The organism is Nocardiopsis sp. B62 (assembly GCF_018070675.1).
GTDB classification, from domain to species: domain Bacteria; phylum Actinomycetota; class Actinomycetes; order Streptosporangiales; family Streptosporangiaceae; genus Nocardiopsis; species Nocardiopsis prasina.
Map to the genome: position 1 here is coordinate 123,849 of NZ_JAGPXK010000004.1, position 12,514 is coordinate 136,362.

Consider the following 12,514-nt stretch of genomic DNA (forward strand, 5'->3'; position numbering starts at 1 on the left):
GCGACCAGCTCGGAGAAACCAGATGACCACCCAGAACCCGCCCCGTGCCCGGACCCGGTCCGTGACCACGACGCAGGACACGGCCACCGCACCGGGGCCGCTGCCGGTCCCCCCGGAACTCACCGCCGAACACTGGGACCGCGCCAGCGGCCACCTGGCCGCCAAGATGCTCGCCGAGCTCTGCTTCGAGTACGCCCTGCGCCCCGACGCCGACGGCCCCGGGCGCTGGCGGGCCCCGGTCCACTCCGGCGCCTCCTACGTCTTCGAGGGACGGCGCACCGCCATGGACGGCTGGCGGGTCCGCCCCGGTACCGCCGAGCGGGAGGCCCGCGACGGCACCCGGACCGCGGCCTCACCCTTCCGGCTCCTGCGCGACCTCGGCGCGGCCGGAATCGTCGACCCCGCCGTGGAGGCGTTCACGGTCGGGGAACTGAGCGCCACCCTGAGCGCCGACGCCCGTCTGGCCTCCTCCCGCACCACCAGCGCCGCGCTGGCCGCGCTCCCCCACGCCGAGCTGGAGGGACACCAGACCGGCCACCCCTGGATCTTCGCCAACAAGGGCCGGGTGGGCTTCTCCGCCCGGGACCGCGCGCAGTACCCGCCCGAGGCGCGCAGGCCCACGCGCATGCCCTGGATCGCGGTGCACCGCTCCCTGGCCGAGCACCACGGTGTGCCCGGCCTGGACCAGGAGGCACTGCGCTCCCGAGAACTCGGCCCCGAGCTGACCTCCCTGTTCACCGAGCACCTGGAGGACTCCCTCCGGGGCTCCGGAACCGCGGCCACCGAGTTCGTGTGGCTGCCGGTCCACCCCTGGCAGTGGGACGAGGTGGTCGTGCCGCTGTTCGCCGCCGAGATCGCGCACCGCCTCGTCGTTGCGCTGGGCGAGGCGGCCGACGACTACCTGCCGCAGCAGTCCGTCCGCACCTTCACCAACCTCGGCCGCCCCGACCGGCTCAACGTCAAACTGTCGCTGGCCATCCTGAACACGATGGTCTACCGGGGCATCCCCACCGAGCTGTGCCGGGCGGCGCCCGCCAGCACCGGGTGGGTGCACGCCCTGCGCGACCGGGACCCGTTCCTGTCCGAGCGCTGCCGGGTGGTCCTGCCCGGCGAGGTCGCGGCGGTGGCCGTGCGCCACCCGGTCCTGGAGGACATCCCCGACGCCCCCTACCGCCACCGCCAGCTGCTGGGAGCCCTGTGGCGCGAGCCGGTCACCGAACAGCTCGACCCGGGCGAGCGCGCCCGCACGCTGGCCGCCCTGCTGCACGTGGACGGCGAGGGACGGGCGCTGGTCGCCGAACTCGTGGAGCGCTCCGGCCTCGGTGCCGAGGAGTGGCTGCGCGCCCTGTTCGCCGCCCTCCTGCCGCCGATCCTGCACCTGCTCTACCGGTACGGGCTGGCCTTCAACCCGCACGGGGAGAACGCGATCGTGGTCCACGACGAGCGCGACCGCCCGGTACGGCTCGCCGTCAAGGACTTCGTGGACGACATGAAACTCCTGGACACCGACCTGCCCGAGTACGCGGACCTGCCCGAGGAGACCCTGGGCGTGCTCATGCGCTTCGACGCCCGGGAACTCACCTCCTCCGTCGCCAAGTCCCTGTTCGTCGGCCACTTCCGCTACCTCGCGCCGCTGGTCCACGAGTCGCTGGACGTGCCGGAGGAACGGTTCTGGGACCTGGTCCGGGCGGAGATCACGCGCTACCAGGAGGAGTTCCCCGAGCTGGCCGAACGCTTCGCGACGTTCGACCTGCTCGCCCCGGAGTACGAGCGGGTGTGCCTGAACCGCGAGCGCCTGCTGGGCGGTGGCTACCACGACCGGGCCGAACGCGACGCCGAGTTCCACCTGGACGCGCCGCCCATTCCCAACCCGCTGTACCGGGCCCCCGCCACCAGTACCGAGGAGACCCGGTGAACCCGCTCGTCGGCGACGGACTGCCGCCCCTGACCGAGACCCTGCCTCCCAGCCCTGCGCCTCCGCCCTTCCCCGTGCCGCTCGACCGCCTGCGCGCCGACGTGGAGTCGGGCGCGATCACCGACGTGATCGTGGCCCTGCCCGACCTCCAGGGCCGGGTGCAGGGCAGCCGGATCAACCCCCGGGACTTCCTCTCCCGGACGTTGGAGACCGGCTTCGACGCCTGCCAGTACCTGCTCGCCACGGACGTCGAGATGGAGTCGCGGCCCGGTTACGCCGTCGACCCCTGGGGCGGCGGCCTCGGCGACCTCTCGGTCCTGCCCGACCCCGCCACCCTGCGCTACCTACCTTGGGACCCGGGCACCGCCCTGGTGCTCGGCGACGCCCGCGACTCCGAGGGGAACCCGGTACCGGTGGCGCCCCGGCAGGTGCTCCGAACCCAGCTGGACCGCCTCGCCGAACGCGGCTGGCACGCCCTGGCCGGGACGGAACTGGAGTTCCTCGTGTTCCGGGACTCCTACCAGGAGGCGTTCGAGGCCGACTACCGGGGCCTGACCACGGCCACCCGGTTCAACTCCGACTACGCGCTGCCCGAGGTCACCGAGATCGACCCGCTGATGCGGCGCATCCGCACCGCCATGGAGCGCACCGGCATGACGGTGGAGTCGGCCCGGGGCGAGTGCCATCCCGGCCAGTACGAGATCGTCTTCCGCTACGACGACGCCCTGCGCACCTGCGACAACCACGTCGTGTACAAGGCGGGGGCCCGGGCGCTGGCGGCGCAGGCCGGGGTCGCGCTGACCTTCATGGCCAAGTTCGACGGCGGCGAGGGCAACTCCTGCCACGTGCACCTGTCGCTGCGCGACCAGACCGGCGCACCGGTCTTCGCCGACGACGGCGCGGGGCGGCACGGCATGTCCAAGCACATGGAGCACTTCGTGGCCGGGCAGCTGGCCTGCGCCCGCGACTTCGCCCTGCTGTACGCGCCCAACGTCAACTCGTACAAGCGCCTGTCACCGCAGGCCTACGCGCCGAACACCGTCACCTGGGGTCTGGACAACCGCACCTGCCCGGTGCGGGTGATCGGATCGGGCGGGTCCGCGCGGATCGAGTTCCGGGTGCCGGGCGGGGACGCCAACCCCCACCTGACGGTGGCGGGGGTCGTCGCGGCGGGCCTGTACGGCATCGACCAGGCACTCCCCCTGCCCGAGCCCACAGCGGGGGACGCCTCGGCCAGCGGCGCCGCCCGCCTGCCCGCCTCTCTGGAGGAGGCCGTCCTGGCCTGGGAGGACAGCGAGATCGCCCGGTCCTGCTTCGGCCCTGAGGTGGTGCGCAACCAGGCGGCGGCGGGCCGCGCCGAACTCGCGGCCTTCTCCGCAACCGTCACCGACCTCGAACGCCGCCGCCACTTCGAGCGCGGCTAGGCACGGGCGCCCCGCCGGACCGATCCGGCGGGGCGTCGGTCCCTCCGCTCTCGCGGTCAGCGTGCCACGCGGTAGCGGAGGTAGACGATCCCCCCACCGACGGTGCGGGACTCGACGAGCCGGAGATCCCTCCGGCGCTCGCCCCGGGGAAAGAACGGGATGCCGCCGCCCACCAGCACCGGGTACACCCGGAGCCGGAACTCGTCGATCAGGCCCAGATCGGCCACCTGGGCTGCCAGGGTCGCGCCGCCGACGGCGATGTCGCCCTCCCCCGGACCGGCCCTCAGCCGTGCGATCTCCTCCGCCGGACCGCCGGACGCCAGACGGGTGTTGCCGCGTACCTCGGACAGCGTGGAGGAGAACACCACCTTCGGGAGCGCCCGCCAGATCTCGGCGAACTCGACCGTCGAGTGGTCGTGTGCCGGGTTCTGGTCGACGGTCTCCCAGTAGGCCATCGTCTCGTAGAGGCGTCGTCCCAGCAGGTAGACGCCGACCCGGCGCACCTCGTCGGTGGCGAGGGCGAAGACCTCCTCGTCCGGTACCGACCAGTCGAAGGAGCCGTCCGGCCCGACGATGTAGCCGTCCAACGACACACCCATCGAATAGACCACGTCGCGCATCGCGCCCTCCCTCGTGACGGTCCCGACAGTATGACCGTCGAACCCCGCGGAACCCGTCACGACGCGCGCCGACCTCGACACCGCCCCCGGGGGGGACTCGGGCGTGTCCTCGGACCCGTGGTCGACCGGCGACCCCGGGTTCTGGTGCATGCTCTGGGTAGGAACAATCGCGAAAAGCGACACCAGGGACAGCGGGGATGGCTACGGTGAGCGACAAGAACGATCCGACGACCGAAGGCAGTCACATGTCCGCTCCGACAGTGGCCGAGCAACAAGCGCCAGAGTTCGAGGACACCGTGGTCCTCCCCATGCCGCCGCAGGACGGCTTCACCGCTGACGACCTCGACCGTATCCCGGATCTTCCGCCGCACACCGAACTCATCGACGGAAACCTGGTACTGGTGAGCCCCCAGAAGCTGTTCCACATGCTCGTCCTCGAACTCCTCGGAGACGCACTCAAGGTCAACGTGTCCGCGGGGCTGCGGGTCGCGAGGGAGTTCACCATCAGACTCTCCGAACGGCAGCGGCCGGAGCCGGACCTGATGCTGGTCCGTACGGACGCGTTCCAGAAACTGGAACAGACCTGGTTCCCGCCGGAGGCGGTGGAGCTGGCGGTCGAGGTGGTCTCCAAGGAGTCGGAGGTACGGGACCGTGAACGCAAGCCCGAGCTCTACGCGCGGGCCGGTGTGCGCTTCTACTGGCGCGTCGAGCAGGACGGGAACGACGCGGTGGTCTACGAGTACGAGAAGGACCCCGCCAGCCCGTCGGGCGACTACGGCAGGCCGACCATCCACCGGAAGTCCCTCAGGACCTCCGTTCCGCTGAAGTTGGAGTTCGACCTGACGAACATCCTGGACCGCTGACCCGGCGCGCGAAGGGGGAGGCACGGTGCTCCGTGCCTCCCCCTTCGTGTGACGCTCCCGCTAGGACAGAGCGCCGAGTGCGTGGTCCACGGCGTCCTGGATACGGCGCCGCAGGGCCGCGCTGCCCGCTCTGGTCGTGCGGACCTCCACCATCCGCAGACCCTCTCCGAGGAGGGCCTTGGGCAGGTCGGTGGCCCACTCCACCCGGGTGTACGGCAGGTCCGCCACGGCCGCCACCCGCTCCATGGAGACGCCGTGCGGGGTGCCGAACACCCGCTCGAAGTCGGGGTGGCCCGCCTGTTCCAGGCCCGAGAAGATGCCGCCGCCGTCGTTGTTGACGACGATGACCACGAGGTCGGGGCGGGGCTCGCCCGGGCCGATGATCAGGCCGTTCTGGTCGTGCAGCATGGCCAGGTCGCCCACCAGGGCGTAGGCCGGGCCCTCGCCCTCCTTCTGGTGGGCCAGGGCCGCGCCGATCGCCGTGGACACCGTCCCGTCGATCCCGCTCACCCCGCGGTTGCCGACCAGGCGCACACCGCAGCGGGCGCGCATCGTGGCGTCGAGGTCGCGGATGGGCATGCTCGCACCGGCGAACAGCAGCGAACCAGCGGACAGGTGGGCGACGAGGTCGCGAGCCAGGCGCGGCTCGGACAGGGTCTCGTCCGCGTCCAGCACAGAGTCGATGGCCTCGCGGGCGACCGCCTCGGCTCGCTCCCAGGAACCCGACCAGTCGGTGCGGCGCGGGTGCGCCCAGTCCAGCCCGGCTGGCGGGGCCACCGCCGCGACGACGTCGGTGGCGGTGCGCGCGGGGTCGGAGAAGTCGTTGGCCAGACTCGCCGCCGGGTCGCCCAACGCCCCCGCGGTGACCACCACGTGGCGTTCGGCTCGGCGCAGGTAGGCCAGGACCTGCCGGGACAGGTTCGGCCGCCCCACGCTCACGACCAGCTCGGGTGCGTGCGCGTCGGCGAACCCCGGTGAGGCCAGCAGCTGCCGGTAGGTGGAGAGCGCGCCGACCCTGCGGGCGTTGGAGGTGGGCTCGGCCAGCAGGGGCCAGCCCGTCACCTCGGCCAGGGCAAGGAAGGGGACGGGGTCGAAGTCGCCGTCACCGCAGACGATCACGCCGCGCTCGACGTCGGGCAGCACCAGCGGCGCGGGCTCGGTGAACGGAGCCGGGCGCGAGATCCACGGGCGGCCGTCCGGGCGCCCGTCCAGGGGCGCCGTCCAGGTGGGGGTGGCGGAGGGTTCGTCGGGGGTGAGCGGGTCGCGGAAGGCCACGTTGAGGTGGACGGGGCCGGGGCGGCCGCCGGTCGCGGACGCCCAGGCCCTACAGGACAGCGAGCGCCAGTACGCCACCATGCCCGGGGCGGGGTCGGGGGTGCCGACCTCGGCGAACATGCGCACGGCGCCGCCGTACAGGCCGATCTGGTCCACCGTCTGGTTGGCACCGGTGCCGCGCAGTTCCGGGGGCCGGTCGGCGGTGAGTACCAGCAGCGGCACGCCGCTCTCGTCCGCCTCCATCACCGCGGGGTGGAGGTTGGCGGCCGCCGTGCCGGAGGTGCACACCACCGCGACGGGTCGGCGTGAGGCGCGGGCCAGGCCGAGGGCGAGGAAGGAGGCCGATCGCTCGTCCACACGCACGTGGACCCGGACGCCGGGGTGGGCGACCAGGGCCAGCGCCAAGGGCGTCGAGCGCGATCCGGGAGCGACGACGGCCTCGACCATCCCGCAGCGGGCCAGTTCGTCGACGAGGACCCGTGCCAGGGCGGTAGACGGATTCATCAGAGTCTTTCGTTCGTCAAGGTATGTACCAGTATCCCCGTGCGATGCGACCCGGTCGAACGGGCCCGGACCCTTCCAGTGAACCCCGTTCGGTTCCGAACGGCGAGCGAACCCGGCTGTGATCTCATGCCCACCGGGTACGGTCGCACGTCACTCCGCAACACCCGTCACCGTGCCCCGTGGTAGGTCAGGCCCGGTCGGAGGGGGTCCGCCCCGCCGCATCGGCGGCTTCGGCCCGTGCGCGCCAGGCACCCGGATCGATCTCGACCGCGGCCAGGGCGGCCTCGTCCACCTGGGACGGACGGACCGGGAGGAACCCGTCCACGGGCAACAGCGGGTCGGCGGTGACGTCGGCGTCGAGCATCTGCATGGTCGCCAGGCCGCAGGCGTACGGGAGTTCGGGCAGACAGGCGGCCAGGGCCACCCCGGCGGCCAGTCCCACGGACGTCTCCACCGCGCTGGAGACCACCACAGGGAGTCCACAGGCCTCGGCCACCCGCAGTGCGGCACTCACGCCGCCCAGGGGCTGCACCTTGAGCACCACGATGTCCGCCGCCTCGGAGGCGCGCACCCGCAGGGGGTCCTCCGCGCGGCGGATGGACTCGTCGGCGGCCACCGGCACGTCGACCCGGCGGCGCACGGCGGCCAGCTCGTCCAGGGTCGCGGAGGGCTGCTCCACGTACTCGAGGTCGAACCGGTCCAGCTCGCGTGTCATGCGAACGGCGGTGTCCACGTCCCAGGCGCCGTTGGCGTCCACCCGCACCCGGCCGGAGGGGCCGATCGCGGAGCGGACCGCCTCGACCCTGGCCACGTCCTCGCGCCAGTCCTGGCCCTTTTCCGCGACCTTGACCTTGGCGGTGGCGCAGCCGCCCGCCGCGACGATCGCGGCGGCGCGTCGGGGGTCCACGGCGGGCACGGTCACGTTGACGGCCACCCGGTCACGCACCGGCTCCGGCCAGCCCTGGTGGGCCGCCTCGAGGCAGGCGGCCCACCATCGGGAGGCCTCGCGCGGCCCGTACTCGGCGAAGGGTGAGAACTCGCCCCACCCGGCGGGACCGCGCACCAGCATTCCCTCACGGACCGTGATGCCCCGGAAGCGGTTGCGCAGGCCGATGGCGAAGGCCCGCCCCCCGGTGGCGGTCACCGCCGGGGCAGGCTCCGAGGCGCCGGTCACGGGCGACGCGGGAACTTGTCGAACTCCGGACGGCGCTTCTCCTTGAAGGCGTCCCGGCCCTCCTGGGCCTCCTCGCTCATGTAGTAGAGCATCGTGGCGTCACCGGCGAACTGCTGCATCCCGGCGGCGCCGTCGCTCACGGCGTTGATGGCGCCCTTGAGCATGCGCAGCGCCAGCGGGGACTTGTCCAGCATCTCGCGGGCCCAGGAGACGGTCTCCTTCTCCAGGTCCGCCAGCGGCACGACGGTGTTGACCATGCCCATGTCCAGCGCCTCCTGTGCGCTGTACTGGCGGCACAGGTACCAGATCTCGCGGGCCTTCTTCAGGCCCACGGTCTCGGCGAGCAGCCAGGCGCCGTAGCCGCCGTCGAAGGAGCCGACCTTGGGTCCGGTCTGGCCGAACTTGGCGTTGTCGGCGGCGATGGTGAGGTCGCAGCACACCTGGAGGACGTTGCCGCCGCCGATGGACCACCCGGCGACCATGCAGATCACGGGCTTGGGCAGGCGGCGGATCTGCACCTGGAGGTCGAGCACGTTGAGGCGGCCGATGCCCTGCTGGGCCACGGCGTCGTCGCCGATGTAGCCGTCGTCGCCGCGGATCTTCTGGTCGCCACCGGAGCAGAACGCCTGGTCACCGGCGCCGGTGAAGATGATCACGCCGACGCTGGAGTCGTCCCGGGCGTTGCCGAAGGCCGTCTGGAGCTCGAAGAGCGTCTGGGGACGGAACGCGTTGTGCCGCTCGGGGCGGTTGATCGTGATCTTGGCGATGCCCTCCGCGGTCTCGTAGATGATGTCGGAATACTCGCCCGACCGCTGCCAGTCGATCACGCTGCTCACGGCTTCTGCTTCTCCTCACGGGGATGGGGACGGTGTGGGCGCGGCCGGGGTGACCGTCGCGCCCAGACGTCAACCCTACGCATTGTGCCAGGCGAGCCGGGACGGGCAGCCACGCACCCGACACCCGGCCCCACAGGACGGCCGCTCCCCTGGTCGGGCGTACGCTGGAGCACCGTGGCACAAGCAAGCGAACCCCGGTCCCAGGTCCCCGGCCGCGAGGGCGAACGCACCCTCCAGGCGGTACGCGGTCTGACCCCCGACGTCATGCACGGGTTGCTCGCCCGGGCGTTGGACCGCACCGGCCCCGCTCTGCTACCCATTCCCGACGGCACCCCCGACCCGCGCGCCGAGGCCCTGTTGGCCGCCATGCGGCCCTCGTCGCTGCGTACCCCCGACGGCACCACCGACCTGCCCGGTGGCGTCGCGGTGGGTCCGGACGCGGCTCTGGTCGTCACCACCTCGGGTTCGACCGGCGAGCCCAAGGGCGTGGAGCTGTCCGCGTCCGCCCTGCGCGCCTCGGCCCGTGCCTCGGTGTCGAGGATCGGCGCCGCCCCGGGCGACCGCTGGCTGTGCGTGCTTCCGGCCGGGCACATCTCCGGCATCCAGGTGATGATCCGCGCCCTGGTCACCGGGGGCGAGGTGGTGCACGCGCCGTTCGACACGGACGCGGTGGCGGAGCTGGCGCGTGAGCTGCGGCCACACGTTTCGCTGGTCCCCACCCAGCTGCGCCGCCTCCTGGCCGCCGGGGCGGACCTCTCGGCGTTCGGCACGATCCTGCTCGGCGGCGCGGCGGCAGAGCCCTCCCTGCTGGCCGCGGCCCGCGCGGCGGGCGGCCGGGTGGTGACCACCTACGGCATGAGCGAGACCTGCGGCGGGTGCGTGTACGACGGGGTCGCGCTGGACGGGATCGAGGTCCGCATCGCCGGTGCGGGGCCCGGGGAGCCCGGCCGCGTCGTACTGGGCGGCCCGACCCTGCTCACCGGGTACCGGCTGCCACCGGGCTCGGGGCCAGGAGGTTGGGCCCGGGACGAGGACGAGGCCGGGATGTCCCGCGACGACGCCGGGCGCCTGTGGCTGCGCACCAACGACCTGGGCCGTGTGGACGCCGAGGGGCGTCTGCACGTGTTGGGCCGCATGGACGAGGTGGTCAACACGGGCGGCCACAAGGTGGTCCCCGGCCAGGTGAACGCCATCCTGGCCGCCCGCCCGGAGATCGCGGAGTCGGTGGTGGTGGGCCGCCCCGACCCCGAGTGGGGCGAGCGGGTGACGGCGGTCGTGGTACCCGCCGACCCCGGGAATCCGCCCGCGCTGGAGGAGCTGCGGGGATGGGTCCGCGAACGGCTGCCCGCCTACGCGTGCCCTCGGGAACTGGACCTGCGCGCCGCGCTGCCGATGCTCGCCTCCGGCAAGCCCGACCTGGTCACACTGCGCCGCCCCGGTTCCTGAACGGACGGCATCGGCCGGTCACCCCGCGGACCACCCTCGCTCGCCACACCCCTCGCGCCGCTGGTCGGAGCCGGATCACCGGCCGTACCCGGGGCGAGGGCGCGTTTACCGGTGTGGTCCGTACACGTGGGACCCTGGCCCGGGAGACCTTGTCCGGTTGGCGGGGAACTTCCGAAAGCTCCCCGGCGTCTACTTGAGTATCCGGTCTCTTCGGCCCCTCTTCCAAGGAGGTCCGCGGTTGGCGGCAGCCATCGATCCCATCGTCCGCTCCCCTGCGCCCTCCCCCGAGCCCGGAACGCCTGTCGCGTGGCGGTTCTCGCACTCGGACCGAGCGGGCGCCATTACCCGCATGGGTCGGTCCTGCGCCACTCATGGGAGAGTGATCCATACCACCCTCTTCGATATCCAATCGAGACAGGGAACATTTGACTCGCCGACACGTTGGACATATTGGCGCGACCAGTCGGCGGGAACCCTCCGCCGCGTGCCAGACGTCCTGGAAGGGAGGGAGGTGCCCACATGACGAGCACTGCCCTAGACGCTTCGGGCCCCGAGGCCGAAGTCCCCGACGGCAACGCTCCGACCGAGGGCCGTGCCGCCCACGAGGCTCTGACCGACCTGATCACCCAGGGGCGCGCCCAGGGACACCTGTCCCTCTCAGAACTACGTACCGCTTTCTCCGCGGCCGGAGTCACTTCCAGTGACGGCCGCTCCATCCTGCGTGAACTCACCGAGAACGGGGTCCGACTCGCCAACGGGGGCGAGGACTCCGCGATGGTGGCCGACCCTGACGCCGAGGACGACGTGCTGGAAAACACTCTCATCGCGACGGTACCCAACACCGACGAGGCACCCAAGGCCGCATCCGGCAAGGCCGCCTCGCGCAAGGGCCCCTCCACCCGGAGGAAGGCCCGCACCACCACGCGGCGAACCAAGAAGACCGAGACCAACCAGAACACCACCGACCCGGAGACCGGCGAAGCCGACCTCGACGACCAGTCACCCGCGATGGGCGACTCGGTCCACACCTACCTCAAGGCGATCGGGCGGCGGCAGCTGCTCACCGCCGAGCAGGAGGTGGACCTGGCCAAGCGGGTCGAGGCCGGACTGTACGCCGAGTACCGGCTCGGGCAGCACGGCGAGATCGACGCTTCGGTCCCGATGGCCGACGTCGAACGCGAAGAGCTGGAGTGGGTGGCCGAGGACGGCCGCAAGGCCAAGTCCCACATGCTGGAGGCCAACCTCCGCCTGGTCGTGTCCGTGGCCAAGAAGTACAGCGACCGCGGCATGTCCCTGCTGGACGTGGTGCAGGAGGGCAACCTCGGCCTCATCCGCGCCGTGGAGAAGTTCGACTACACCAAGGGCTTCAAGTTCTCCACCTACGCCATGTGGTGGATCCGCCAGGCCATCCAGCGCGGGTTCGCCGACTCCGCCCGCACCATCCGCCTGCCCGTGCACGTCCTGGAGCTGCTCAGCAAGGTGAGCCGTCTGGAGCGCGACATGCACCAGGCGCTGGGCCGCGAGCCCACCCCGGAGGAGCTGGGACTGGAGCTGGACAAGACCCCGGCCCAGATCGAGGAGCTGCTGCGCGTCACCCGCCAGCCGATCAGCCTCGACTCCACCATCGGTGAGGACGGCGAGACCCGCATCGGCGACCTGATCGAGGACGTGGACGCCTCGGAGGCCTCCGAGGTGGTCGACCGTCAGCTCATGGCCGACCAGCTGCGCAACGCCCTGTCGGACCTGGAGCCGCGCGAGGCGACCATCATGTCGCTGCGGTTCGGGCTGATGGACGGCCGGCCGCGCACCCTCGACGAGATCGGCAAGCACCTGGGGCTCACCCGTGAGCGCATCCGGCAGCTGGAGAAGCAGTCGCTGTCGAAGCTGCGCCACCCGAGCCGGGCCCAGCAGCTGCTGGACTTCGCCAGCTGACCACACCCTCGTGTGACGTACGGGGCCGTTCCCCCCTCGGGAGAGCGGCCCCTTCGGCGTTTCCGGGCTCAGGGACAACCCCGAACTTCCCCCGGTATCCGAGGACGGGAGCGCTCCGCGCCCCCTCCCGGTGGGATGATGGGCAGATGAGCGACAACCCCCAGCGGCACCAGGATGAGATCGCGGCCGCGCTGCGCGCCAGCCGCGACCTGGGCCCCGAGTACGACGACGCGGTGGCGGCCTCCCTCGTCGAGCGCGTCGACGACACCATCGAGGAACGCGTCAGGCACCACGTGGCGCGCCAGGCCGGGGCGGACGAGCGCCGTGTCGGTGTCGCCTCCAACACCGTGCGTATGGTCCTGGCCCTGGTGTGCCTGGGGATCAGCATCCCCATCACGGGCATCGTCGCCGCCCTCATCGGGGGCGCCATGTCCGTCTTCATGGTGTGGGCCGGCCTGATCTGCTTCTACCTGGTCGCGGTGCTGGGTCTGCGCCGCTGAGTCGTCCGCGCGCACGCGAACGGGG

At 72.2% G+C, this 12,514-nt stretch carries 10 protein-coding genes; 6 read left to right on the top strand and 4 right to left on the bottom strand.

Going from position 1 to position 12,514, the window contains the following annotated elements; translation table 11 throughout:
• Nucleotides 1–22 precede the first annotated feature (22 nt).
• Together KBX21_RS06335 and KBX21_RS06340 are read left to right on the top strand one after the other, a co-directional pair.
• Nucleotides 23–1,915 carry an IucA/IucC family siderophore biosynthesis protein gene (locus tag KBX21_RS06335; RefSeq protein ID WP_210841309.1) on the top strand — a complete coding sequence of 631 codons (1,893 nt, stop codon included), beginning with the start codon at nt 23–25 and terminating at the stop codon, nt 1,913–1,915.
• Nucleotides 1,912–3,339: a glutamine synthetase family protein gene (locus KBX21_RS06340; RefSeq protein WP_082206726.1), complete on the top strand. Its 1,428-nt coding sequence runs from the start codon at nt 1,912–1,914 to the stop codon at nt 3,337–3,339. Before KBX21_RS06335 ends, KBX21_RS06340 begins: the two co-directional genes overlap by 4 nt.
• A 56-nt stretch (nt 3,340–3,395) precedes the next feature.
• Here KBX21_RS06340 and KBX21_RS06345 read toward each other — a convergent pair whose 3' ends face one another.
• The gene (locus KBX21_RS06345) at nt 3,396–3,959 is read right to left on the bottom strand and encodes a dihydrofolate reductase family protein (RefSeq protein WP_049579039.1); all 564 of its coding nucleotides are present in this window, start codon (nt 3,957–3,959) and stop codon (nt 3,396–3,398) included.
• Nucleotides 3,960–4,204: 245 nt separating this feature from the next.
• Here KBX21_RS06345 and KBX21_RS06350 point away from each other — a divergent pair, with 245 nt between their 5' ends.
• The gene (locus KBX21_RS06350; protein ID WP_049579036.1) at nt 4,205–4,822 is read left to right on the top strand and encodes a Uma2 family endonuclease; all 618 of its coding nucleotides are present in this window, start codon (nt 4,205–4,207) and stop codon (nt 4,820–4,822) included.
• A gap of 60 nt (nt 4,823–4,882) precedes the next feature.
• On the opposite strand, the gene menD is transcribed toward KBX21_RS06350, so the two are convergent.
• The 3 genes from menD to menB all read right to left on the bottom strand — a co-directional run bounded on the left by menD (nt 4,883) and on the right by menB (nt 8,611).
• Nucleotides 4,883–6,601 carry a 2-succinyl-5-enolpyruvyl-6-hydroxy-3-cyclohexene-1-carboxylic-acid synthase gene (menD, locus tag KBX21_RS06355; protein ID WP_049579033.1) on the bottom strand — a complete coding sequence of 573 codons (1,719 nt, stop codon included), beginning with the start codon at nt 6,599–6,601 and terminating at the stop codon, nt 4,883–4,885.
• 187 nt (nt 6,602–6,788) lie between these two features.
• Nucleotides 6,789–7,775, bottom strand: a complete 987-nt coding sequence (locus tag KBX21_RS06360) for an o-succinylbenzoate synthase (protein WP_049579031.1) — start codon at nt 7,773–7,775, stop codon at nt 6,789–6,791.
• Nucleotides 7,772–8,611, bottom strand: coding sequence for a 1,4-dihydroxy-2-naphthoyl-CoA synthase (gene menB / locus KBX21_RS06365; protein WP_049579029.1), 840 nt, complete (start codon nt 8,609–8,611; stop codon nt 7,772–7,774). Before menB ends, KBX21_RS06360 begins: the two co-directional genes overlap by 4 nt.
• Nucleotides 8,612–8,785: 174 nt before the next feature.
• Here menB and KBX21_RS06370 point away from each other — a divergent pair, with 174 nt between their 5' ends.
• From KBX21_RS06370 to KBX21_RS06380, 3 genes are all read left to right on the top strand, one after another.
• Nucleotides 8,786–10,057 carry an AMP-binding protein gene (locus KBX21_RS06370; RefSeq protein ID WP_049579027.1) on the top strand — a complete coding sequence of 424 codons (1,272 nt, stop codon included), beginning with the start codon at nt 8,786–8,788 and terminating at the stop codon, nt 10,055–10,057.
• Nucleotides 10,058–10,576: 519 nt separating this feature from the next.
• A complete protein-coding gene (locus tag KBX21_RS06375) occupies nt 10,577–11,989 on the top strand; it encodes an RNA polymerase sigma factor (protein WP_049579025.1) in 1,413 nt (470 codons plus the stop codon).
• Nucleotides 11,990–12,135: 146 nt separating this feature from the next.
• Complete coding sequence (locus KBX21_RS06380) at nt 12,136–12,489, top strand: hypothetical protein (protein WP_049579023.1); 354 nt, start codon at nt 12,136–12,138, stop codon at nt 12,487–12,489.
• Nucleotides 12,490–12,514: the final 25 nt, after the last annotated feature.

Coding starts and splice junctions, on each gene's coding strand:
- KBX21_RS06335 (WP_210841309.1), top strand. CDS start 23: ATGACCACCCAGAACCCGCCCCGTGCCCGGACCCGGTCCGTGACCACG.
- KBX21_RS06345 (WP_049579039.1), bottom strand. CDS start 3,959: ATGCGCGACGTGGTCTATTCGATGGGTGTGTCGTTGGACGGCTACATC.
- KBX21_RS06350 (WP_049579036.1), top strand. CDS start 4,205: ATGTCCGCTCCGACAGTGGCCGAGCAACAAGCGCCAGAGTTCGAGGAC.
- menD (WP_049579033.1), bottom strand. CDS start 6,601: ATGAATCCGTCTACCGCCCTGGCACGGGTCCTCGTCGACGAACTGGCC.
- KBX21_RS06375 (WP_049579025.1), top strand. CDS start 10,577: ATGACGAGCACTGCCCTAGACGCTTCGGGCCCCGAGGCCGAAGTCCCC.
- KBX21_RS06380 (WP_049579023.1), top strand. CDS start 12,136: ATGAGCGACAACCCCCAGCGGCACCAGGATGAGATCGCGGCCGCGCTG.